Source organism: Pseudomonas sp. P9_35 (assembly GCF_034008205.1).
Taxonomy (GTDB): Bacteria; Pseudomonadota; Gammaproteobacteria; order Pseudomonadales; family Pseudomonadaceae; genus Aquipseudomonas; species Aquipseudomonas kilonensis.
The window spans coordinates 5338099-5361201 of record NZ_CP125373.1; the positions used below are offsets into that span (position 1 = coordinate 5338099).

The 23103-nt window shown below is 62.3% G+C and carries 18 protein-coding genes; 11 read left to right on the plus strand and 7 right to left on the minus strand.

Annotation, left to right across the window (positions count from 1 at the left end):
• The first annotated feature begins 1 nt into the window (after position 1).
• The 5 genes from QMK47_RS23625 (at position 2) to QMK47_RS23645 (ending at position 5038) form a co-directional block, all read left to right on the plus strand.
• A complete protein-coding gene (locus QMK47_RS23625) occupies positions 2-1177 on the plus strand; it encodes an alginate O-acetyltransferase (RefSeq protein ID WP_258689284.1) in 1176 nt (391 codons plus the stop codon).
• A gap of 14 nt (positions 1178-1191) precedes the next feature.
• A complete protein-coding gene (locus QMK47_RS23630; protein WP_258689285.1) occupies positions 1192-1857 on the plus strand; it encodes an alginate O-acetyltransferase AlgF in 666 nt (221 codons plus the stop codon).
• A 232-nt stretch (positions 1858-2089) separates the two neighbouring features.
• Positions 2090-3541, plus strand: a complete 1452-nt coding sequence (locus QMK47_RS23635) for a mannose-1-phosphate guanylyltransferase/mannose-6-phosphate isomerase (RefSeq protein WP_253477864.1) — start codon at positions 2090-2092, stop codon at positions 3539-3541.
• Between the two features lie 172 nt (positions 3542-3713).
• Positions 3714-4178 (plus strand): multidrug transporter, encoded by a 465-nt coding sequence (locus QMK47_RS23640; RefSeq protein ID WP_258689286.1) that lies wholly within the window; start codon positions 3714-3716, stop codon positions 4176-4178.
• A 35-nt stretch (positions 4179-4213) separates the two neighbouring features.
• Positions 4214-5038 carry an SDR family oxidoreductase gene (locus QMK47_RS23645; protein WP_258689287.1) on the plus strand — a complete coding sequence of 275 codons (825 nt, stop codon included), beginning with the start codon at positions 4214-4216 and terminating at the stop codon, positions 5036-5038.
• 206 nt (positions 5039-5244) lie between these two features.
• On the opposite strand, the gene QMK47_RS23650 is transcribed toward QMK47_RS23645, so the two are convergent.
• The 4 genes from QMK47_RS23650 to QMK47_RS23665 are packed head-to-tail and all read right to left on the minus strand — an operon-like array spanning position 5245 to position 10129.
• Complete coding sequence (locus tag QMK47_RS23650) at positions 5245-6108, minus strand: HlyD family secretion protein (protein WP_253477873.1); 864 nt, start codon at positions 6106-6108, stop codon at positions 5245-5247.
• 10 nt (positions 6109-6118) lie between these two features.
• Positions 6119-6319: a DUF1656 domain-containing protein gene (locus QMK47_RS23655; protein WP_258689288.1), complete on the minus strand. Its 201-nt coding sequence runs from the start codon at positions 6317-6319 to the stop codon at positions 6119-6121.
• 2 nt (positions 6320-6321) lie between these two features.
• A complete protein-coding gene (locus QMK47_RS23660; protein ID WP_320389402.1) occupies positions 6322-8523 on the minus strand; it encodes an FUSC family protein in 2202 nt (733 codons plus the stop codon).
• A gap of 10 nt (positions 8524-8533) precedes the next feature.
• Positions 8534-10129, minus strand: a complete 1596-nt coding sequence (locus tag QMK47_RS23665; RefSeq protein WP_320389403.1) for an efflux transporter outer membrane subunit — start codon at positions 10127-10129, stop codon at positions 8534-8536.
• A 288-nt stretch (positions 10130-10417) separates the two neighbouring features.
• Here QMK47_RS23665 and QMK47_RS23670 point away from each other — a divergent pair, with 288 nt between their 5' ends.
• A complete protein-coding gene (locus QMK47_RS23670) occupies positions 10418-11386 on the plus strand; it encodes a LysR family transcriptional regulator (RefSeq protein WP_320389404.1) in 969 nt (322 codons plus the stop codon).
• 27 nt (positions 11387-11413) lie between these two features.
• On the opposite strand, the gene QMK47_RS23675 is transcribed toward QMK47_RS23670, so the two are convergent.
• The gene (locus tag QMK47_RS23675) at positions 11414-11671 is read right to left on the minus strand and encodes a hypothetical protein (RefSeq protein WP_320389405.1); all 258 of its coding nucleotides are present in this window, start codon (positions 11669-11671) and stop codon (positions 11414-11416) included.
• Between the two features lie 236 nt (positions 11672-11907).
• Between QMK47_RS23675 and QMK47_RS23680 the strand changes: the two genes are divergently transcribed.
• From QMK47_RS23680 to QMK47_RS23700, 5 genes are all read left to right on the plus strand, one after another.
• Entirely contained in the window at positions 11908-13065 is a 1158-nt protein-coding gene (locus QMK47_RS23680) for an efflux RND transporter periplasmic adaptor subunit (RefSeq protein ID WP_253477881.1), read from the plus strand.
• Positions 13062-16178: a multidrug efflux RND transporter permease subunit gene (locus tag QMK47_RS23685; protein ID WP_320389406.1), complete on the plus strand. Its 3117-nt coding sequence runs from the start codon at positions 13062-13064 to the stop codon at positions 16176-16178. The genes QMK47_RS23680 and QMK47_RS23685 overlap by 4 nt, the downstream gene beginning before the upstream one ends.
• 9 nt (positions 16179-16187) lie before the next feature.
• Entirely contained in the window at positions 16188-16871 is a 684-nt protein-coding gene (locus QMK47_RS23690; protein ID WP_253477886.1) for a heavy metal response regulator transcription factor, read from the plus strand.
• Positions 16858-18225: a heavy metal sensor histidine kinase gene (locus QMK47_RS23695; RefSeq protein ID WP_253477889.1), complete on the plus strand. Its 1368-nt coding sequence runs from the start codon at positions 16858-16860 to the stop codon at positions 18223-18225. The genes QMK47_RS23690 and QMK47_RS23695 overlap by 14 nt, the downstream gene beginning before the upstream one ends.
• Positions 18226-18456: 231 nt before the next feature.
• A complete protein-coding gene (locus QMK47_RS23700; protein WP_320389407.1) occupies positions 18457-19953 on the plus strand; it encodes a sensor domain-containing diguanylate cyclase in 1497 nt (498 codons plus the stop codon).
• Between the two features lie 874 nt (positions 19954-20827).
• On the opposite strand, the gene lpxC is transcribed toward QMK47_RS23700, so the two are convergent.
• On the minus strand, positions 20828-21739 hold the full coding sequence (gene lpxC, locus QMK47_RS23705; protein ID WP_003178240.1) for a UDP-3-O-acyl-N-acetylglucosamine deacetylase: 912 nt from the start codon (positions 21737-21739) through the stop codon (positions 20828-20830).
• Positions 21740-21851: 112 nt separating this feature from the next.
• A complete protein-coding gene (gene ftsZ / locus QMK47_RS23710) occupies positions 21852-23045 on the minus strand; it encodes a cell division protein FtsZ (protein ID WP_003205341.1) in 1194 nt (397 codons plus the stop codon).
• Between the last annotated feature and the right edge of the window lie 58 nt (positions 23046-23103).

Sequence of the window (23103 nt, forward strand, 5' to 3'; positions counted from 1 at the left end):
CATGACCCGCTCATTACGCATCTTTTACATCGCACTGTTCATGCTGATCCTGACAGCACTGGGCCTGTGGTCGATGCGCAGTTTCTTCGGCTTCAGCACCAACCCCGACGCCACCGTGCTCAACGGGCGCTGGGCCAAGGCCGTGGAAACGCACTACGACGACCAGTTCCCGATCAAGCGCCTGGGCACCAACATCTGGGCTGCGCTGGACTACAAGCTGTTCAACGAAGGCCGCAAAGGCGTGGTCCTGGGCCGCGACCAGTGGCTGTACAGCGACGAAGAGTTCAACCCGATCGTCAACGAAGAGCTGAACCTGCAAGGCAACTACGCGCTGGTCGAAGGCGTGCGCCAGAAGCTCAAGGAACAAGGCGTGACCCTGGTCATGGCGATCGTGCCGGCCAAGGCGCGGCTGTACCCCGAGCACCTGGGTGACGTGAAGCCATCGAGCATTCACGCCAACCTCTACCAGGATTTCCATGCTCGCGTAGCGGCCGACAAGATCCTCGCGCCAGACCTGCTCGGCCCGCTGCAACAGGCCAAGCAAGGCGGCCAGCAAGTGTTCCTGCGCACCGACACCCACTGGACTCCGGAAGGAGCCCAGGTCGCTGCCGAGAACCTGGCCAAGGCCATTGCCGAAGGCACACCGCTCAACGGTGAGCCACAACGCTTCGTCACTGAGCCTGCGGAAAAAATCACCCACAAGGGTGACTTGCGCCAGTTCCTGCCCCTGGACCCGCTGTTCGAAAACCTGATGCCAGCCCAGGAGCCACTGGTCAAGCGCAACACCCGCGAAGCCGACGACAAGCCGGCCGGCGACGACGCGCTGTTCGCCGACGCCCAGGTGCCCGTGGCCCTGATCGGCACCAGCTACAGCGCCAACCCCAACTGGAACTTCGTCGGTGCACTCAAGCAAGCCCTGCACAGCGACGTCGTCAACTACGCCGAGGACGGCCATGGCCCGATTCTGCCGATGCTCAGCTACCTCAAGAGCGATGCCTTCAAGAACAACCCGCCACAGGTGCTGATCTGGGAGTTCCCTGAACGTTATCTGCCCGTGAACAACGAAATCGGCGACGCCGACCCACAGTGGGTCGCAGAGCTCAAGCAAGCCGGCGCGCGCCAACAGAACGTCGCCGCCAACACCCCATCCGAGACGCCCGACCGGGCGCAAAACTGAAAGAGAGGTCCACCATGACTTTCAACACTACTCCTCGCCGTCTCGCTGCTCGCTCCTTCAAGGCCATTGCCCTCGTCGCCAGCATGAGCGCCCTCTCACTGTCGGCCTTTGCCGGTGATTCGGCCCTGTACGGCCCGGTCGCGCCAAAAGGCTCGAGCTTCGTGCGGGTCTATAACGCCGCTAACGCCGAAGTCAGCGCCACCGTCGGCAGCACCAACATCAGCGACGTAGCCCCCTTGGCCAGCAGCGACTTCAGCTTCATGCCCGGTGGCGACTACAGCGCCAAGGTCGGCAGCCAGACCGTGCCGGTGAAACTGGCTTCCGATCACTATTACACCCTGGTCAACAACGCCAGCGGCCAGCCGCAACTGATCGAAGAGCCGCCGTTCAAGAACAAGCAGAAGTCCCTGGTCCGCGTACAGAACCTCAGCGACAAGGCACTGACCCTCAAGACCGCCGACGGCAAGACCGAAGTGGTGCCGAACGTGGCCGCCAAGGGCCGTGGCGAGCGTGAAATCAACCCGGTGAAAGTGACCCTGGCGCTGTTCGAAGGCGACAAGAAAGTCGGCGACCTCAAGCCCGTGGCCCTGGAGCGCGGCGAAGCGGCCGTGCTGTACGTCACCGGTTCAGGCAGCAGCCTGTCGCCAGTGTGGGTGAAACGCCCAGCGTCGACCCGCTGATGAATTCACCTGAGGGCTGAACGCCTATTTGTGTAGCAGCTGCCGCAGGCTGCGATCTTTTGATCTTGATCTTTCGCTTGGGATTCAAGTGTTAGGGGAAAGATCGCAGCCTCGCTTCACTCGTCAGCTCCTACAACAAAGATCAGCCATTCGGGTACGGAACAAGAACAAGAGAGTGAAACGACAGAACGCAGTAGCTCTAACAACCATTTCGCTTCAAGGAGTAACAAACATGATTCCGGTGATCTTGTCAGGTGGTAGTGGCTCACGTCTTTGGCCGCTTTCGCGCAAGCAATTCCCTAAACAGTTCCTGGCCCTGACCGGTGAACACACCCTGTTCCAACAGACCCTCGAGCGCCTGGTGTTCGAAGGCATGGACACACCGATCGTGGTCTGCAACAAAGACCACCGTTTCATCGTCAACGAGCAGTTGAGCAACCGTAAGCTCGAAGTCCAGCGCATCCTGATGGAGCCGTTCGGACGCAACACCGCACCGGCCGTGGCGCTGACCGCGATGATGCTGGTCAACGAAGGCCGCGACGAGCTGATGCTGGTGCTGCCGGCCGACCACGTGCTGGAAGACCAGAAAGCCCTGCAACGCGCCCTGGCCCTGGCCACCGTGGCCGCCGAGCGTGGCGAAATGGTGCTGTTCGGCGTACCGGCGACCAAACCGGAAACCGGCTACGGCTACATCAAATCGACCAACGACGCGCTGCTGCCTGAAGGCGTGAGCCGCGTTTCGCACTTCGTCGAAAAACCCGACGTCAAGCGCGCCACCGAGTTCGTCGAGGCCGGCGGTTACTTCTGGAACAGCGGCATGTTCCTGTTCCGCGCCAGCCGTTTCCTCGAAGAGCTGAAAAAGCACGATCCGGACATCTACGACACCTGCCTGCTGACCCTTGAGCGCAGTGAGCAGACCCCGGACACCATCACGCTCGACGAAGCCACCTTCGCCTGCTGCCCGGACAACTCCATCGACTACGCCGTGATGGAAAAAACCCAGCGCGCCTGCGTGGTGCCACTGTCGGCAGGTTGGAGCGATGTCGGCTGCTGGTCGTCGCTGTGGGAAGTCAACCCCAAGGATGCCAACGGCAACGTCACCAAAGGCGACGTGGTCGTCCAGGACAGCCGCAACTGCATGATCCACGGCAACGGCAAGCTGGTGTCGGTGATCGGCCTGGACAACATCGTGGTGGTCGAAACCAAGGACGCCATGATGATCGCCCACAAGGACAAGGTCCAAGGCGTCAAGCAGATGGTCAACACCCTCAACGCACAGGGCCGCACCGAGACTCAGAACCACTGCGAGGTCTATCGTCCGTGGGGTTCCTATGACTCGGTGGACATGGGCGGTCGTTTCCAGGTCAAGCACATCTCGGTCAAGCCGGGCGCGTGCCTGTCGCTGCAGATGCACCACCACCGCGCCGAACACTGGATCGTGGTCAGCGGCACCGCCGAAGTGACCTGCGACGAGAACGTGTTCCTGCTCTGCGAAAACCAGTCGACCTACATCCCGATCGCGTCGGTCCACCGCCTGCGCAACCCGGGCAAGATCCCGCTGGAAATCATCGAAGTGCAGTCCGGCAGCTACCTGGGTGAAGACGACATCGAGCGTTTCGAAGACATCTACGGTCGCTCCACTCCGATCGAACGCGGCGTCTCGGTGAAGACCATCGCGCAGTAACAACTAGCAACGATCAGCCGTACAAGAAGCCCCCATCCAGCCCACTGCGTCCCCTATCCGCAGTGGGTTGGGTGGGGGCTTTTTTTTGCAGTCGGTGATGGGCAGGCATCATTGCTTCAACATTGCCCGCCCCCTTCGGTAGGATGTACCTACGGTAACGGAGGCTTCCACCATGCTTATCGGCGTCTTGCTGATCATCACCTGGCTCATCCTGCTGTTGCGCTACCCGGCCAAGGCCTTGCCGGTCTCCCTGGCGGCGTTCATCGGGCTGGGGCTGGTCGCCGCGTGGGTGCTCTGGCAGGAAAACCGCGAGACCCGGCAATTGGAGCGCCTGGAAATGCGCATTACCTATGCCCCCGGACAATGCCCCGCCGACCGACCGCTGTCGCTGAACCTGAAGAACACCAATGACGTGCCGCTGATCGAACTGCGCTGGCGGGTCGCGGCCTATGCACCTGGCGACACCATCAACCTGGCCGACACCCCCTACGACGCACCGCGCTACCGGGGCCCCGGCCAATTGCAGGCCGGCGCCGACTGGCAAGACTGCCTGCCGCTGCCGCCCCTGCGTCCGGGGTATCGCCCGCAGACCCTGGAGTTTCGCGCCGAGCGATTGCACGGCAGCTTTTCCAACTGATTACCTTCCCCCACTTTTTGCACAAGGAATGCGCCATGCCTGTTGCGCTGATTACCGGATGTTCCAGCGGCATTGGCCGCGCCCTTGCCGACGCCTTCAAGACTGCGGGTTATCAGGTCTGGGCCACGGCGCGCAAGGTTGAAGACGTAGCGACACTCAGCGCCGCCGGATTCACCGCCGTGCAACTGGACGTCAACGACGGCCACGCCCTGGAACAACTGGGCGAACGGATCAACCAGCAGCACGGCGGCCTGGATGTGCTGGTCAACAATGCCGGCTACGGCGCCATGGGCCCGTTGCTGGACGGCGGCGTACCGGCCATGCAGCGTCAGTTCGAAACCAACGTGTTCGCCATCGTCGGGGTCACCCGCGCGCTGTTCCCGGTGTTGCGCCGGGCCAAGGGGCTGGTGGTGAATATCGGCAGCGTTTCCGGGGTGCTGGTCACGCCGTTTGCCGGGGCCTACTGCGCCTCGAAGGCCGCGGTGCATGCCTTGAGCGATGCCTTGCGCATGGAACTGGCGCCGTTCGGCATCCGCGTGATGGAAGTCCAACCGGGCGCCATTGCTTCCAGCTTCGCCAAGAATGCCGGCCATGAAGCCGAACAGCTGATCAGCGAACAATCGCCCTGGTGGCCCCTGCGCGACGGTATCCGGGCCCGGGCCAAAGCCTCCCAGGACAACCCGACCCCGGCCCACGAGTTCGCCGCCGGCCTGCTCAAGGCCGCACAACAACCCAAGCCCCCCCGCCTGCTGCGCCTGGGCAATGGCAGCCGGGCATTGCCCTTGATGGCCGGCTGGCTGCCCAAGAGGTTGCTGGAAAAAGGGTTGATGAAGCGGTTTGGGTTGGGGAAATCGCTGTAATCATCGCGATTTGGTTTTTTGCTGTTGTGGCGAGGGAGCTTGCTCCCGCTCGACTGCGCAGCAGTCGCAGGCTGACTCAGCTTACGGTGTCTGTTTTTTGGGGCGGCTTCGCCACCCAGCGGGAGCAAGCTCCCTCGCCACAGGGCTGAACTTCAATTGCTGTGGTGTGCATCAAATCTCCATCCCCCCATCAGTAGCCAGTGATCTCAGCGCTTGTCATGGGGTTCTACCACCACCGTGCAGGTCATCCCCGCCGCCAGCAGCACCCCGTCGGGCACTTCGTCGAGATGAATGCGCACCGGCACCCGCTGGGCCAGGCGAACCCAGTTGAAGGTCGGGTTCACGTCGGCGATCAGTTCGCGGCTTTCGGGGTTGTCCCGGTCGTAGATGCCGCGGGAGATGCTTTCCACATGCCCCTTGAGCATCTCTCCGCTCATCAACTGCAACTGCGCTGGATCGCCGACCCGCACCTTGGGTAATTTGGTCTCTTCGAAGAAGCCATAGACCCAGAACGAATTCATGTCCACCACGGCCATCTTCGCCTCGCCGATGCGGGCGTAGTCGCCACGGTGCACGTTGAGGTTGGTGACGTAGCCGTCCACCGCCGCGCGGACTTCGGTGCGCGACAGGTTCAGCTCGGCGGCTTCCAGTTGCGCCTGGGCCTGCTGGTAATCGGCCAGGGCCGAGTCGGCGATGTTGCTGGCGTCGTCGCGGTTTTCCCGGGAGATCACCAGGCTGTCCAGGTCGGCACGCCGATGGGCGTTGACCTTGCGCATCTCCCAAGTGGCCTTGCGCGACGCCACCTGGGAGCGCGCCTGCTTCACGGCGATGCGGTAATGCTCAGGATCGATGCGCATCAACAGGTCGCCCTTTTTCACCGATTGGTTGTCGCGCACCGGCACTTCGACCACCTCGCCACTGACATCGGCGGCCACATTGATGATGTCGGCCCGCACCCGCCCATCGCGGGTCCAGGGCTCGTTCATGTAATGGACCCATAACGTACGGCCGATCCACAGCGCCAGAGCCAGAACCAACAGCGTCGCCAGCAGGCTGAAAAACTTTCTCATCGCATCGATCTCAACGGTAGACCGTCAGCGCCAGCGCGCCGAACAGACAGATAAACAGACTCAGGCGCAGCAACGCCGGGTGCCAGAAGAAGCGGTACAGGTCCAGCCCCGACAGGAAGCGGTCCAAGGCCCAGGCCAGGCCGGCGGCGATGAAAAACATCAAGGTCATGGTGGGCATGTACACACCATGGAAAGCGATCTCACGGGGCATGTTCAGGTTCCTGGGGAAGCGGTGTGGCATGCGGCATGGCCATGCGGTATGACATAGCCGGCCAAAGGCGATTGCGGGTCCAGCAACGAGGAGCGGATGAAATGCAGGTAGCTTTTCACCCGGCGCAGGGCCGAGGTGTCGAAATGCGGGGCGAAGGGTTCGTCGGAGGCCTGCACGCGGCCGATGGCGTGGTCCACCGCCACCAGGGCACGCTCCAGATTGCTCTGGCTCGGTTGGCGGAACAGCCGCACCAGCGCCCGCCCCATCACACGAATCGCCTGGCGCCACGGCTGGCTTTCGGCATACGCCGGATGCACCGGCAAAATCGCCTGCTCCTTGCGCAGCTCGATAATCGCGTGGCCGACCTCCAGCACCACGAACATCCAGCGCAGCAAGTCCCGTTGCACCCGGGGCTGCCCCGCTGCCAGCCCGTAGGCCTGGTGCAGCAAGTCGCGGGTACCACTTTCGAAGCTCGATGCCAGGCCCTTGAGCTTGCCACTGATGGCAAACACCACTTGCTCGCGCAAATCCTGTTCGAGCCGGCGCCACAACCAGCGACTGTTGGGCGGCAGAATGATTGCCCCGGCCGCGGCACACACCAGCATGCCGAGGATCATCGCGATGTAATCGTTGATGAAGGCGTAGGGGTTGTAGACCGTCAGGTTGTCCGGCACCGAACCGGTGCTGAAAAAGATCAGCAGCCCCAGCCCGACCCCGGCGTATTTCGGCCGCGAGCTGAGGAACGAACCGAGCATGATCACCGGCGCCAGCATCACGCAGAGCAAAGGGAAGCCGTCGATCAGCGGGAAGATGAAGAACATCTCGACAAAACCGATCAACGCCCCGAACAACGTGCCGCAGGCCATCTGGAAAGCCATGCGCTTGGGGTTCGGCGTCGCGGCCGACAAGCCCACGGTGGCAGCGGCGATCATCGTCATGGTCGCGCCGCTCGGCCAGGCCGTGGCGACCCAGTAACTCCCCAGCACCAACAGGATGAAGGCGGCGCGAACACCCGATGCCGTGGCGGCCAGCCAGTTGGTCTGCGGCACGAACGGTTCGTCCCAGCGCTCACGTTCGTGGCGATGATCGGCCAGCGAGGCGTGGGTCAGGGCATAGCCGTGCAAGTCGTCGACGAAGCGATAAAGCAGCTCGTAGGCGGTATGGAAATCCAGCTGCTGCCCATCACTGGGCGCCGTTTCCTGGAACAACGCCCGCAGCCTTCGTACCTGGGCCGGCAGCTCGGCCTTGTACTCGGCCAGCGCCGCCGCCAGACGGGCCGCATCGGCATCGGTCAGGGCGCGGCCACTGAAACCGTCGAGCAGTTCGGCCAACGTTTGCAAACCTGGCTTGATGGCATTGACCACGTGATCCGCCGCACTGCTGCGCAAGCGTTCCAGCAACTGGTGCAAGGCGTTGAAGCGGGTGGTGATGCCCATGAACTCGCTGTTCAAGCGACTGAGCCGGCCGTTGCGCCGACGCATGTGCGGGTCTTCGAACACGGTCACGCTGCGCAGGCTTTCCAGGCCCACCGCCTCGGCAATGAAGCCCACGTTGCGCGCTTCGAATGCCTCCCGCTTGCTGCGCCCACGCAGGTCATCGGTGACAAACAGGGCAAATACCCCAAAGCGCTGGTACAAGGCATTGCGCATGGCGGCACTGGCGGTTTGCGGCAGGATCGCGGCGCTGACCAGGGTGGCGCAGAGGATCCCCAGGGAAATCTCCAGCACCCGCCAGACCGCCGCCATGAACGCGCCTTCCGGATGGGCCAGGGCCGGCAGGCCGATCATCGCCGCGGTGTAGCCGGCCAGCACAAAACCATAGGCCCGGAAGTTGCGATAACGCGCCGCCCCTGCCGAACAGAGGCCAACCCAGACCGCCAGGCAAGCGAGGAACGGCTCGGTGTTCTGGGCAAACAAGGCGATCAGCGCCACCATCACCGCCGAGCCGGCCAGGGTGCCAAGCAAGCGATAGAAACTCTTGGCGAACACCTGCCCGCTCTGGGGCTGCATGACGATGAACACGGTGATCATGGCCGTGCGCGGTTGCGGCAATTCCAGGCGCATCGCCAGCCACAAGGTCAGGAACGCGGCAAACAGGACCTTGAAGATATAGACCCAGGTCACCCCGTCGCTGCGGGCCCAGTCGAAGAAACCCCGGCGCCATTCGAGACGGTACAGCCAGCGTGCGGGGGCAAGTGAAGACATCACAAAAGGCCTACTCAACATTGTGGCGAGGGAGCTTGCTCCCACTTAGGTTGTGCCTTGTAGACGCTGTGCGGGTGCTATGTAGGAGCTGTCGAGTGCAACGAGGCTGCGATCTTTCCCCAGACACTTGAGTCTCAAGCGAAAGATCGCAGCCTTCGGCAGCTCCTACAGTCTCAAGCCCGCCACCCAGCGCCGTCACCAGGTCGGCATGGGCACTCAAGCGCGCCGCCTGCACGTGCTGTTGCACCTGTTGCTGCTTGAACAACAGGCTTTGGGCATTGAGCACGTTGAGGTAGTCGGTGAGCCCGCGCTGGAACGCCACCATTGCGATGTCGTAGGTGCGCTGGGCAGCGGCCACCGATTCGGCGGCGAAAGCCTGCTGCTTGTCCATGGATTGGCGGCGGATCAGTTGATCGGAAATGCCCTTGAGGGCGTTCACCAGGGTCTGGTTGTAGTGCGCCACGGCGATGTCATAACCGGCCGCCGCCTCGCCCAACTGTGAACGCAAGCGTCCGCCGTCGAAGATCGGCAACGTGATCGCCGGCCCGACGTTGTAGGTGAGCTTCTTGCCCGTCAAGAACTCCAGCGCCCCACCGCCGGTGGCCATGTAGCCGAGGCTACCCACCAGGTCGACATTGGGATAAAAGCCGGCCCGGGCCACATCGATACCCCGGGCCTGGGCCGCTACTTGCCAACGCCCGGCCACCACATCCGGACGCTGGCCGAGCAGTTCGGCGGGCAAGGCCGACGGCAGCTTCAAGGGCGCGCCGAGGGCCAGGGTCGGACGTTGCAATTGCGCGCCCTCTCCCGGCCCCTGGCCGGCCAGGGCCGCCAACTGATTACGGCTCAAGGCGATGGCTTCGTCCAGCGCGTCGAGTTGGCGATGGGTCTCGGGCAGTGGTGCCTGGGCCTGGCTGACTTCGAAATGGGTGCCGATGCCGCCGTCCAGGCGCTTCTGCGCAAGGTCGAGAATCTGCTCTTGTTGGTGGAGGGTTGCGGCGACGATATCGCGCTGGGCGTAGTGCAGCGAAAACTGGATGTAGGCACGCACGATGTTGCTTTGCAGTTCCAGTTGCGCCTGGCGCGCCTCAGCGACACTGACATGGGCCAGGTCAACCGCCCGTTCGCTGGCATTGCGCTCGCGGCCCCACAGGTCCAGGGCGTAGCTCAAGCCCAGGGCGGCATTGTTGTCCCAGGTCGTGGTGTCGGCCAGCTCGCCCGGGCCATAGAACTGATCGGTGGGCCAGTCATGACGCTTGAGGGTCGCCTCGCCATTGATCTGCAGCGACTCGGCGGCCTCGGCAACACCGGCCATGGCCTTGGCCTGGCGCACCCGCGCGGCGGCCATGGCCAGGCTCGGGCTGTCCTGCATGGCCAGGTCGACCCAGCGATCCAGCTGCCGATCGCCATAGGCTTGCCACCACTGGCGGGTGGGCCAGTGGGCGTCGCGAGCCGCCTCGCGGATGGCGGCATCGGTCGCCAGTTGATTGGCCGGCAGTACCTGGCTTTGCGGCCCAATCCCGCCTGTCCCGATGCAACCGCTGATGGTTAATGTCAGAACCCAAACACTGAGAGTCTTCAGCTCTCTGCTGATGCAACGCGGCACTTGCGCAAAATTCCTGAGATCGAGCATGACGACGAGGATGGCTGCCTGTTAACGCAAAACTTGTGGGAGCGAGCCCTTGTGGGAGCCGAGCAAGCTCGGCTCCCACAAGGGCTCGCTCCCACAGGAATCAGTGACCCAGGATTGGTGGCAATTCTAGGCATCGCCCTCCCCGGCGATAAGCCGACCTTTCTGTGAATCTTTGTTACCGTTAACGCGATAATCCATTAGTCGGGTCCCGCTGCTCTGTAACTTCGTGTCACAATTTGCCACCTCCCAAGAGAGCCCTCCATGGACACCTTGCAAAACATGCGCGCGTTCAGTTGTGTTGCCGAAGCTGGCAGTTTCACCGCCGCCGCCGCGCAACTGGACACCACGACGGCCAACATCTCGCGCGCGGTTTCCAACCTGGAAGCCCACCTGCAAACCCGCCTGCTCAACCGTACCACTCGCCGCATTGCCCTGACCGAGGCGGGTAAACGCTACTTGTTGCGTTGCGAGCAGATCCTGGCTTATGTCGAAGAAGCGGAAGCCGAGGCCAGCGACGCCCATGCGCGACCGGCCGGGCAGTTGAAGGTCCACACGATGACCGGCATCGGCCAGCACTTCGTGATCGACGCCATCGCCCGTTATCGCAAGACCCATCCGGATGTGACCTTCGACCTGACCCTGGCCAACCGCGTGCCGGACATCCTCGACGAGGGCTACGACGTCTCCATCGTGCTCGCCAGCGAGCTGCCGGATTCGGGCTTCGTCTCCCAGCGCCTGGGGATCACCTACAGCATCGTCTGCGCATCGCCCGCCTACGTGAAAGCCAGCGGCTGCCCGCAAAAACCCGGCGACCTGCTCAACCACGCCTGCCTGCGCCTGGTCAGCCCGGTCATTCCGCTGGAAAAATGGGTGTTCGACGGCCCGGAAGGCCAGGAGATGGTCACCATCAACAGCTCACCGTTCCTGGTGAACTCCGCCGATGCGATGAAAACCGCGATCACCAGCGGCATGGGCGTGGGGGTATTGCCGGTGTACGCGGCCATTGAAGCTTTGCGCAACGGCACGCTGGTGCGGGTCATGCCCAACTACCGCTCCCAGGAACTGAACCTCTACGCCATCTATCCGTCGCGCCAATACCTGGATGCGAAGATCAAGACCTGGGTCGAGTACCTGCGAGGCTCATTGCCGGAAATCCTCGCGGCGCACCAGTCTGAGCTGGCGGCTTACGAATTGAGTGGAAGCCTGGCAGGCGCACGGGTCGCGAACTGAAGTCGAACCCGTGCGTGAAGGATGATGTCAGCGCTTGCCCATCGAACGACGCGTGCCGGGAGGCGCGGCGCCTGGGGTCTTGGTATGGCCATTCTTCGCGCCGTTCTTGTACCACGGCTGCTGGCCGGCGCCCTTGGCCGCAGCCAGTTCACCGGGTTTGAACGGGAATTTGAAGGCAGGGATCGCCGCTTTGGCGTCCTCGGCGTTGGAAACATCGCTGTCGGACAAATCGGCCTGTTCGCCGCCGGGGAGTTCATCCGCAGGCGAAGGTGTCGGGGAAGTCATGTAAGGCTCCGGGTCATGCATGCAAGTCGGGCCCGAAGGGCGAGCCGCGAAAGGCGGCAGTATACCTGCCCGATATCACCGCGCGCAGGGCAGTTTCATCTGGCACAACCATTCATCCGACAGCAAGCCAGGACAAAACTGACAAGCCTGTCAGTTAGCCGTCACCTTCCTGACCGGCTCGTAACGCTATATAAGAAAGCTCAGACTCCTGTGTCCCGAACCGGCCTTTCATATCCATGCACACCCAGAAGAAAACCGTCCTGCTCGTCGCGCTGTTGGTCGCCCTGGCGGCCCTCGTCCTCTGGTTTGTGCTCAAGCCCGTGACCGCCAAGCCCAGCGCTCCCGCCGCCGTTCCGGTGCGGGTCGTCAGCGTGGTGCAAAAGGATGTGCCGCGCTTTGCCAGCGGCATCGGTACGGTCCTGTCGCTGCACAGCGTGGTCATCCGGCCGCAGATCGACGGCATCCTCACCCGGCTGCTGGTCAAGGAAGGGCAACTGGTCAAGAAAGGTGACCTGCTGGCGACCATCGACGATCGTTCGATCCGCGCCAGCCTCGACCAGGCCCGGGCCCAGCTCGGCGAGAGCCAGGCGCAACTGGCGGTGGCCCAGGTCAATCTCAAGCGCTACAAATTGCTGAGCGTCGATGACGGCGTCTCGAAGCAGACCTACGACCAGCAACAGGCGCTGGTCAACCAGCTCAAGGCCACCGCCCAGGGTAACCAGGCGGCCATCGACTCGGCGCAGGTGCAACTGTCCTACACCCAGATCCGCTCCCCGGTGAGCGGTCGCGTCGGTATTCGCAATGTGGATGAAGGCAACTTCCTGCGCACCAGCGACACCAATGGCCTGTTCACGGTGACCCAGATCGACCCGATCGCCGTGGAGTTCTCCCTGCCCCAGCAAATGCTGCCCACCTTGCAACGCTTGATCGCGGCGCCCGAGCAAGCCTTGGTCAAGGCCTATATCGGTGCCGATGGCGCTACCGGGGAACTGCTCGGCGAGGGGCGCCTGAGCCTCATCGACAACCAGATCAACGCCAACACCGGGACCCTGCGGGCCAAGGCTGAATTCAACAACGCCGCGCAACGGCTGTGGCCCGGGCAACTGGTGACGCTGAAGATCCAGACCGCCCTCGACAAGGACGCCCTGGTGGTACCTCCCACCGTGGTCCAGCGCGGGCTGGAGCAACACTTCGTGTACCGGATCAAGGGCGACAAGGTCGAGAGCGTGCCGGTGGTCATGGTTTACCAGGACAGCGACATGCACATCATCAAAGGGGTGAACGCTGGCGATCAACTGGTGAGCGACGGTCAGTCGCGGCTCAAGCCAGGCAGCCACATCCAGGTGCTCAGTGATCCGCCCGCCCTGGCCAAGACCTCGGAGCCGCAACCGTGAAGGGCCGCGGCTCGGTTTCAGCGTGGTGCATCGACCACCCCATCGCCACGGTGCTGCTGACGTTTGCCCTGGTACTGCTGGGCGTGATCGCATTTCCTCGGCTGCCCGTCGCGCCGTTGCCGGAGGCCGAATTCCCGACCATCCAGGTTAACGCGCAGTTGCCTGGGGCCAGTCCCGAAACCATGGCCTCGTCAGTGGCGACGCCGCTGGAAGTGCAATTCAGTGCTATTCCCGGCATCACCCAGATGACTTCCAGCAGCGCCCTGGGCTCGACCAACCTGATCCTGCAATTCAGCCTCGATAAAAGCATCGACACCGCCGCTCAGGAAGTGCAGGCGGCGATCAACACCGCCGCCGGCAAACTGCCCAACGACATGCCGAACCTGCCGACCTGGCGCAAGGTCAATCCCGCCGACAGCCCGGTGTTGATCCTCAGCATCAGTTCCTCCCTGATGCCCGGCACCGAGCTGAGCGACTACGTCGAAACCCTGCTCTCGCGCCAGATCAGCCAGATCGACGGCGTAGGACAAATCTATATCTCCGGCCAACAGCGTCCGGCGATCCGGGTCCAGGCCTCGGCTGATCGGCTCGCCGCCATCGGCCTGACCCTGGCAGACATCCGCCTGGCGCTCCAGCAGGCCAGCCTCAACCTGGCCAAGGGCGCCCTGTACGGCGATTCGAGCATTTCCACCCTGTCCACCAACGACCAGTTGTTCCAGCCTGAGGAGTACGGCGAGCTGATCGTGTCCTACAAGGACGGCGCACCGGTTCACCTCAAGGACATCGCCAAGGTCGTCAACGGCTCGGAAAACGCTTACGTCCAGGCCTGGTCCGACAGCGAACCAGGGGTCAACCTGGTGATCTTCCGGCAACCGGGGGCGAACATCGTCGAGACCGTCGACCGCATCCAGGCGGCCCTGCCCACCCTGCAAGCCATGCTGCCCGCCGCCATGCAGGTCAAGGTCCTGATCGACCGCACCCAGACCATCCGCGCCTCGTTGCATGAAGTGGAGATCACCTTGCTGATCGCGGTGCTGCTGGTGGTCGCGGTGATGGCGCTGTTCCTGCGCCAGCTCTCGGCGACCCTGATTGTCTCGGCGGTGCTGGGGGTGTCACTGACCGCCAGTTTCGCCCTGATGTACGTGATGGGCTTCAGCCTGAACAACCTGACCCTGGTGGCGATCGTCATCTCGGTGGGGTTCGTGGTGGACGATGCGATTGTGGTGGTGGAGAACATCCACCGCCACCTGGAGGCCGGCGAAAGCATGCGCGAGGCGGCGATCAAGGGCGCCGGCGAAATCGGCTTCACCGTGGTCTCCATCAGCTTCTCGCTGGTGGCGGCGTTCATTCCGTTGCTGTTCATGGGTGGTGTGGTCGGGCGCCTGTTCAAGGAGTTCGCCCTGACCGCCACCTCGACCATCCTGATTTCGGTGGTGGTGTCGCTCACCCTGGCGCCGACCCTGGCCGCGCTGTTCATGCGTGCCCCGGTACATCATGCCCACAGCAAGATGGGATTCGGCGAGCGTCTGCTGGGCTGGTACGAGCACGGCCTGCGTCGGGCCCTGGCCCATCAAAAACTGATGATCGGCGTGTTCGGCCTGACCCTGGCACTGGCGGTGGTGGGCTACGTGTTCATTCCCAAGGGGTTCTTCCCGGTACAGGACACCGGCCTGGTACTGGGCACCAGCGAAGCCGCCGCCGATGTGTCGTTCCCGGACATGGTCGCCAAACACAAGGCCCTGGCCGACATCGTCGCCGCCGACCCGGCGGTGCAGACCTTCTCCCACTCCGTCGGTGTCTCGGGCAACAACCAGACCATCGCCAACGGCCGTTTCTGGATCGCCCTCAAGCCCCGGAACGAGCGTGACGTGTCGGCCAGCGGCTTCATCGACCGGATCCGCCCGCAATTGCTGAAAATCCCCGGCGTGGTGCTGTACCTCAGGGCCGGGCAGGACATCAACCTCAGCTCTGGTCCCAGTCGCGCCCAATATCAATACGTGCTCAAGAGCAACGACGGGCCGAGCCTCAACGCCTGGACGCAAAAGCTCACCGACAAGCTGCGTGGCAACCCGGCGTTCCGTGACATCTCCAACGACCTGCAACTGGGCGGCAGCATCACCCACATCAACATCGATCGCAGCGCGGCGGCGCGCTTCGGCCTCACCGCCACCGATGTCGACCAGGCCCTGTACGACGCCTTCGGCCAACGGCAGATCAATGAGTTCCAGACCGAGACCAACCAGTACAACGTGATCCTGGAGCTCGACACCCAGCAACGCGGCAAGGCCGAAAGCCTGGCGTACTTCTACCTGCGTTCGCCCCTGAGTGGGGAAATGGTGCCGCTCTCGGCCCTGGCCCGCTTCGATGCGCCGAGCAACGGTCCGCTGTCGATTGCCCACGACGGCATGTTCCCGGCCGCCAACCTGTCATTCAACCTGGCGCCCGGAGTGGCCCTGGGAGACGCGGTGCGCCTGCTCGACCAGGCGAAGAACGAAATCGGCATGCCGGCCGCCATCACCGGCAATTTCCAGGGCGCGGCCCAGGCTTTCCAAAGCTCGCTAAAAAGCCAGCCATGGCTGATCCTCGCCGCGCTGGTGTCCGTGTACATCATCCTCGGCGTGCTCTACGAGAGTTTCGTGCACCCGTTGACGATCATCTCGACCCTGCCCTCGGCCGGCCTCGGCGCGCTGATCATGCTCTGGCTGCTGGGCGAGGATTTTTCGATCATGGCCCTGATCGGGCTGGTGCTGCTGATCGGGATCGTCAAGAAGAACGGCATCCTGATGATCGACTTCGCCCTCGACGCCCAGCGCAATAAAGGTCTGGCGCCCCAGGAGGCGATTTTCCAGGCGTGCCTGACACGCTTCCGGCCGATCATGATGACCACTCTGGCGGCCCTGCTCGGTGCCTTGCCGCTGATGCTCGGCTATGGCCCCGGCGCGGAGCTGCGCCAGCCCCTGGGCATCGCGGTGGTGGGCGGCCTGCTGGTGAGCCAGGCGCTGACGCTGTTCACCACACCGGTCATATACTTGTGGCTGGAGCGACTGTTCCATCGGCCCACCCATCAGCCAGGGTCGGCGCCGACGGCGGCGCTGGCGAGCACAGACCACTGAGGCAGGGCCATGCGCGTTCTGATTATCGAAGACGAAGAAAAAACCGCGGACTACCTGCACCGCGGCCTGACCGAACAGGGCTATACCGTGGACGTGGCGCCGGACGGCATCGAGGGGCTGCACCTGGCCCTGGAAACCGACTATGCGGTGATCGTGCTCGACGTGATGCTGCCGGGCCTGGATGGCTTCGGCGTATTGCGGGCCCTGCGCGCCCGCAAGCAGACACCGGTGATCATGCTCACCGCCCGGGAACGGGTCGAGGACCGCATCAAGGGCTTGCGCGACGGCGCCGATGACTACCTGGGCAAGCCTTTCTCCTTCCTCGAACTGGTGGCCCGCCTGCAAGCCCTGACCCGCCGCAGCGGCGGCCATGAGCCGGTGCAGGTGAGCATCGCCGACCTGTGGATCGACCTGATCAGCCGCAAGGCCACACGGGCCGGCCAGCGCCTGGACCTGACGGCCAAGGAGTTCTCCCTGCTCAGCGTCCTGGCCCGCCGCCAGGGTGAAATCCTCTCGAAAACCGCCATTGCCGAAATGGTCTGGGACATCAACTTCGACAGTGACGCCAACGTGGTGGAAGTGGCGATCAAACGCTTGCGAGCCAAGCTCGATGGGCCGTTCGAACAGAAGTTGCTGCACACCATTCGCGGCATGGGCTATGTGCTGGAGAGTCGCGGCGATGAGCGTTCCTGACAGCATCGCCCTGCGCCTGAGCGGCATGTTCACGCTGGTGGCGGCGCTGGTGTTCCTGTTGATCGGTGGCGCTTTATACCAGCAGGTCGCCAAGGGCCTGGGCCTGTTGCCCGAAGCCGAGCTCGATGCCCGCTACAGTGTCCTGGAGTCCACCGTTGGCCGCTACGGCACGCCTGAACACTGGGTGAAGATCAACAACAAGCTGCGACTGCTCGGTGAAGAAGACAAACGCATCCATTTCTGGATCGTCAGCGACGATCCGCGCTTTGAATACGGCGCTCCCGATGCGCAGATCCGTGCCTTTGCCCAGGGCGCCCTGGGTAAGCGCGACCTGACCTTGCCCCGTCGGCACTACCCGATGAAAGTATTGGTGAGCCAATTCCCGGCCAAGGACCAGCGTCCGCCGCTGCGCTTCATGATCGGCATCGACACCCAGACCTTCTACCAGACCCAGCATCGCCTGCTGGTGGCGCTGGTGAGCCTGGCGATTGTCGGTGTGCTTCTGGCTTCATTGCTGGGCTACTGGGTCGCGCGCATCGGCCTCAAGCCGCTGATCAAGCTGTCCGACGAAGCCCGGCGCCTGGCCCCGCCCCGCCTGTCCGGGCGCTTGCAGCTGTCGCCCTTGCCGCCGGAGCTGAGCCAGTTTGTCAGTTCCTTCAACGCCACCCTCGACCGGGTCGAACAGGCTTACTCGCGGCTGGAATCGTTCAACGCCGACGTCGCCCATGAATTGCGCTCGCCCCTGACCAACCTGATCGGCCAGACCCAGGTTGCGCTGACCCGTGGGCGCTCGGCCGAACACTACTTCGAAGTGCTGCAATCGAATCTCGAGGAGTTGGAGCGGCTGCGTTCGATCATCAACGACATGCTGTTCCTGGCCAGCGCCGACCAAGGCAGCAAGGCCACCAAACTGACCAGCACCTCCCTGGCCGGCGAAGTGGCAACCACCCTCGACTACCTGGACTTCATTCTCGAAGACGCCCAGGTCCAGGTCCGGGTCAGCGGCGACGCCCAGGCCAACATCGAGATCGCCCACCTGCGGCGGGCGCTGATCAACCTGCTGAGCAACGCCGTACAGCACACCGCGCCCGGGCAAGTGATCGACGTGCACATCGAAGCCCTTGGCGACCAGATCACCCTCGCGGTCACCAACCCCGGCGAACCGATTGCCGGCGAGCACCTGCCACGCCTGTTCGAACGTTTCTATCGCGTCGATGCCTCGCGTAGCAACAGTGGCGCCAACCATGGGCTGGGGCTGGCCATCGTCAAGGCAATCGCGCTGATGCATGGCGGGGACGTATTCGTGCGCAGTGACCAGGGCACCAACACGTTCGGGATCCGCTTACCAGCCTGAGGCCGCCACAAGGTTCGATCTTTTCCAGCATTGAATGCTGGGCGAAAGCCAACTCGACCAAAATCGACAGATCGCAGCCTTCGGCCGCTCCTACCCGGTTATTGCGCAAACACTGATTGCCCGCCTTCACCGATCCAAGCACAATCAGCAAAAGGCCAGCATCTGGTTCATTGCCGGTTTGCAATCCTTTGGGACGGATCCCAGCCACATCACAATGCAGACATCGGACCCATGAGCGCGCGCAGTGCGACACCCGGCAACACCCCGTCTTCGATACGTTCAGAACGGGTACTCGTACTGGCCAGTTCGCTGGTTGTCATTGCGATCCTGAGCATCGTGACGTCCCTGCTGATTCGCGAACATGCCGCCGCACAACAGGCCGCAACACGTGCGGCGACCAATATCGTGCAACTGATTGACGCCGATGTGCTGCGTAACGCGGAGCTCTACGATCTGTCGCTGCAAGGTTTGGTCGCGGCCGCCAAACGCGAAGACCTGAAAGACGTTTCGCCGACGATCCGCCATCTGGCGCTATTCGACCGCGCCACCGCCGCCCCTTATAAAGGCGACATCCTGCTGCTGGACAAACACGGCAATGTGATCGCTGACTCCGCCTCGATCACGCCGCGTATAGGCAACTATGCCGATCGGGAGTACTTCCAGTCCCATATCCAGGATCCAAACCCGGGCATGATGATCAGCCGCCCGTTCCGCTCCAGAAGTCATGGGCAGGAATGGCGCATCAGTTTCAGCTATCGATTGAGCGATGAACGGGGTGAGTTCATGGGCGTGGCCGAGGCCGCGATGCGCCTGAGCTACTTCAACCAATTGTTCAAGAGCCTGAACATTGGTCATGGCGGCACGGTCAACCTGGTCAGCCGCGACGGGATTGTGTTGGCCCAGGAACCGCCTCTGGCCGACAACATGATTGGCAAGGATTTCAGCAACCGACCGAACTTCGTCCGCATCCTGCGCGAAGGTAACGGCAGTTTTACCAGCATTTCCAGTGTCGACCAGACACAGCGCCTGTACACCTTTTCCCAGGTGGGCAGCCTGCCATTGATCGTCGTGGTGGCGCTCTCCTCTCAAGAGGTGTTCGCGTCATGGCAGCGCACGGCCTTGTTGGTCAGTTGTGCTACCGGCGCGCTGTGCATCGGTTTGCTCTGGCTCACCTGGCTGCTGCGCCGCGAATTGCGACGCCGCTACAGAGCTGAACGGGAATTGGCCCAACTGGCATCCGTCGACTCCCTTACAGGACTGGCCAACCGACGAACACTGGACGAGACGTTGCAACAGGAATGGCTACGCGCCCAACGTTCGGGCCAACCGTTGTCTGTGCTGATGATCGATGCCGATCACTTCAAGGCATTCAACGACCGCCATGGCCATCAACAGGGTGACGAGGCCTTGCGAGCCTTGGCACAGTTAATCAGCAAACATGTTCGTCGCCCCGCCGACCTGGCGGCGCGCTACGGTGGTGAAGAGTTCTCGGTGGTACTGCCGGAAACCACCACCGCCGGTGCGTTCACCATGGCCCAGAACATTCGCGAAGCGGTTGAACAGCTGCTACCTGTGACCGAGGGGGAAGCGCCGATGACGGTCAGTATCGGCATCGCCACTTGGGTAAACGGGCCGTATGGCGAGCTCCAACAACTTTTGTTCGCCGCGGACAAGGCGCTTTACCAGGCCAAGGCCAGTGGGCGTAATCGTGTGGTTTGCGCGATGTGACGCTTCCCCCTGTGGCTGTTCACTTAGTGTGTATATCCGTTGCTGCGGTAACGGCCACTGGCGGTTCCGCTCTTACAGCGGGTCACTTTTGGAGGAGCCGGGAGCCGGACCAGCCAAAAGTAACCAAAAGCGCTTTGCCCCACCACTCGGTGCCTCGCCTAGGCTCGGCATGCCTGAACGAAGGCGTTGCTCCGTGGGCCGCCGCGAGGCGGCCTAACAGCCGACCTGGTTCTCCTGGTCGTACACCTGTCAGATCTGTGGGAGCAAAGCTTGCTCGCGATGAGGCCAGCAAGCCCAACATCCATGTGACTGAACCACCGGCATCGCGAGCAAGCTCGCTCCCACATCCAATCTTCAGCGGACACAAAATTCATATCCAAAACAGACCTCCTGTGGGAGCGAGCTCGCTCGCGATGAGGCCAGCAAGCCCAACATCCATGTGACTGAACCACCGCCATCGCGAGCAAGCTCGCTCCCACAGGTGGAACGCGGTCCAACCAAGAACCAGGTCGGCTGTTAGGCCGCCTCGCGGTGGACGTTGATCTCGGCGCCCCGTTAACCACGCTGGCCGAACGCAGGCATTGCGCAGTGGGCATCCCGGCATGGATGCCGGGATAGCCGCGCTGGGCCATGGATGGCCCTTCGCGGCGGGCCCACGGAGCAATGCCGGAGTGAGGGCACACCGAGCCTAGGCGAGGTGCCGAGTGGTGGGGCAGAAGCGTTTTGGTTACTTTTGCGCTTCTCAAAAGTGACCCGCCGTAAGGGCGGAACCCTAAGCCGCCATTACCAAAATAACGGATATACACACCAAAAAAGCGCCCATAAAAAAAGGCCACCCAAAGGCAGCCTTCAAAAACTAGAGAGGTTTTTTTGCCTACACGGCCGCAACAGGGCGCATGTAGGAGATTGGCGCGGTGCTGGCGTCTTCGAACGTCACGACTTCCCAAGCATCTTTCTGCTCAATCAACTTGCGCAGCAGCTGGTTGTTCAGTGCATGGCCGGACTTGAACCCCTTGAACTCACCAATCAGGCTATTGCCCAGCAGGTAGAGGTCGCCGATTGCATCGAGGATCTTGTGTTTGACGAATTCGTCTTCATAGCGAAGGCCGTCTTCGTTCAATACACCATCGGAATCGACCACGATCGCGTTTTCAACACTGCCGCCGAGTGCGAGGTTGTGCTTGCGCAGGTACTCGATGTCACTCATGAAACCAAAGGTACGGGCGCGGCTGACTTCTTTTACGAACGAAGTGCTGGAAAAATCCACGCTTGCACTCTGGGTGCGGTCACGGAAAACCGGGTGATCGAAATCGATCTCGAAGCTCACCTTGAAACCTTCGAAAGGGACGAAAGTGGCGCGCTTGTCGCCATCTTCCACTGTCACTTCCCGCAGGATGCGGATGAACTTCTTGGCTGCGTCCTGCTCTTCCAGGCCAGCCGATTGAATCAGGAATACAAAGGGTCCGGCACTGCCATCCATGATCGGGACTTCGGACGCGGAGAGCTCGACGTAGGCGTTATCGATGCCCAGGCCAGCCATGGCCGAGAGCAAATGCTCCACCGTATCCACTTTGGTGTCACCGTTGACCAATGTGGTCGACATAGTGGTTTCACCAACGTTTTCCGCGCGAGCAGGAATCTGCACCACAGGGTCGAGGTCGGCACGACAAAACACAATGCCGGTATCGATAGGCGCGGGCTTGAGGGTCAGGTAGACCTTCTCGCCGGAGTGCAAGCCGACACCTGTGGCACGGATAATATTCTTCAGGGTGCGTTGTTTAATCATGGCATGGGCCGCTTCAGCGCAAATTGCGAACTGGTATCAACAAAGGCTGGCGATGATAGCAGACCAGACCTTTGCTGAACACCAATCACCCGTATCCCCCTGATACATTTCATCAATCGGCCTGACGACGCAGGAAAGCCGGGATGTCCAGGTAATCCAGATCGTCTTGCGGATTCATCTTCGCGGCAGTCGCAGTACCGGCCTGGGCCTGGTTGCGCATGACGGTCGGACGGTCCAGGTCACGGTAGTTCACCGCAGGCGCTTCCTGACGCGAAGCCACTTGTTGTTGCGGTTGCGAAGCCATGGAAGTGTGAACGGTGTTGTCGATGACCTTCACAGGCTTCTCGATTTTCGCGCCCAGGCCCGTGGCAACCACGGTAACGTGCAGCTCGTCGCGCATGTCCGGATCGATAACGGTACCGACCTTGACCATCGCGTGCTCGGAAGCGAAGGCTTCGATGATGCTACCCACGTCGGAGTACTCACCCAGGGACAGGTCAGGACCGGCGGTGATGTTCACCAGGATACCGCGTGCACCTTGCAGGTTCACGTCTTCGAGCAACGGGTTGCGGATGGCCGCTTCGGTGGCCTCGCGTGCACGGTTCGGACCGCTGGCGCAGCCAGTGCCCATCATTGCCATGCCCATTTCGCTCATGACAGTCCGTACGTCGGCAAAGTCGACGTTGATCATGCCTGGACGCTTGATGATGTCGGAGATACCGCGAACGGCACCGGCCAGTACGTCGTCAGCCTTGGCGAAAGCCGACAGCAGGCTTGCGTCTTTACCCAGGATGGTCAGCAGCTTCTCGTTGGGAATGGTGATCAACGAGTCGACGCTTTCAGACAGCAGACGGATACCTTCGTCGGCGATCTGCATACGCTTGCGGCCTTCGAAAGGGAACGGACGAGTCACCACCGCAACGGTGAGGATCCCCATTTCCTTGGCCACTTCGGCAATGATCGGCGCCGCACCAGTACCGGTGCCGCCGCCCATGCCCGTGGTGATGAACACCATGTTGGTGCCTTGCAGGACTTCAGCGATGCGCTCACGGTCTTCGAGAGCGGCCTGACGACCGACTTCCGGGTTGGCGCCGGCGCCCAGGCCTTTGGTCACGCCAGTGCCCAATTGCAGGATGGTCCGCGCGCCGATGGATTTCAGCGCCTGGGCATCAGTGTTGGCGCAGATGAATTCAACGCCTTCAATGTTGCTCTTGACCATGTGGTTGACAGCGTTGCCGCCGCCACCGCCGACACCGATTACTTTGATAACCGGGCTAGCGGGGATGTTGTCTACGAGTTCGAACATTTTCCCTCTCCTTTCATTCTCTAGTTTTTTCGCCTACTGCGTTTGCCGCGTCTTCCAG

Excerpts from the sequence above, each read along its gene's own strand:
- QMK47_RS23650 (WP_253477873.1), bottom strand. The coding sequence starts at position 6,108 with ATGAGAAAGTTTTTCAGCCTGCTGGCGACGCTGTTGGTTCTGGCTCTG.
- QMK47_RS23695 (WP_253477889.1), top strand. The coding sequence starts at position 16,858 with ATGAGCGTTCCTGACAGCATCGCCCTGCGCCTGAGCGGCATGTTCACG.
- QMK47_RS23670 (WP_320389404.1), top strand. The coding sequence starts at position 10,418 with ATGGACACCTTGCAAAACATGCGCGCGTTCAGTTGTGTTGCCGAAGCT.
- QMK47_RS23630 (WP_258689285.1), top strand. The coding sequence starts at position 1,192 with ATGACTTTCAACACTACTCCTCGCCGTCTCGCTGCTCGCTCCTTCAAG.
- lpxC (WP_003178240.1), bottom strand. The coding sequence starts at position 21,739 with ATGATTAAACAACGCACCCTGAAGAATATTATCCGTGCCACAGGTGTC.
- QMK47_RS23690 (WP_253477886.1), top strand. The coding sequence starts at position 16,188 with ATGCGCGTTCTGATTATCGAAGACGAAGAAAAAACCGCGGACTACCTG.
- QMK47_RS23700 (WP_320389407.1), top strand. The coding sequence starts at position 18,457 with ATGAGCGCGCGCAGTGCGACACCCGGCAACACCCCGTCTTCGATACGT.
- QMK47_RS23680 (WP_253477881.1), top strand. The coding sequence starts at position 11,908 with ATGCACACCCAGAAGAAAACCGTCCTGCTCGTCGCGCTGTTGGTCGCC.
- ftsZ (WP_003205341.1), bottom strand. The coding sequence starts at position 23,045 with ATGTTCGAACTCGTAGACAACATCCCCGCTAGCCCGGTTATCAAAGTA.
- QMK47_RS23640 (WP_258689286.1), top strand. The coding sequence starts at position 3,714 with ATGCTTATCGGCGTCTTGCTGATCATCACCTGGCTCATCCTGCTGTTG.
- QMK47_RS23645 (WP_258689287.1), top strand. The coding sequence starts at position 4,214 with ATGCCTGTTGCGCTGATTACCGGATGTTCCAGCGGCATTGGCCGCGCC.
- QMK47_RS23675 (WP_320389405.1), bottom strand. The coding sequence starts at position 11,671 with ATGACTTCCCCGACACCTTCGCCTGCGGATGAACTCCCCGGCGGCGAA.
- QMK47_RS23660 (WP_320389402.1), bottom strand. The coding sequence starts at position 8,523 with ATGTCTTCACTTGCCCCCGCACGCTGGCTGTACCGTCTCGAATGGCGC.
- QMK47_RS23635 (WP_253477864.1), top strand. The coding sequence starts at position 2,090 with ATGATTCCGGTGATCTTGTCAGGTGGTAGTGGCTCACGTCTTTGGCCG.
- QMK47_RS23625 (WP_258689284.1), top strand. The coding sequence starts at position 2 with ATGACCCGCTCATTACGCATCTTTTACATCGCACTGTTCATGCTGATC.
- QMK47_RS23655 (WP_258689288.1), bottom strand. The coding sequence starts at position 6,319 with ATGCCCCGTGAGATCGCTTTCCATGGTGTGTACATGCCCACCATGACC.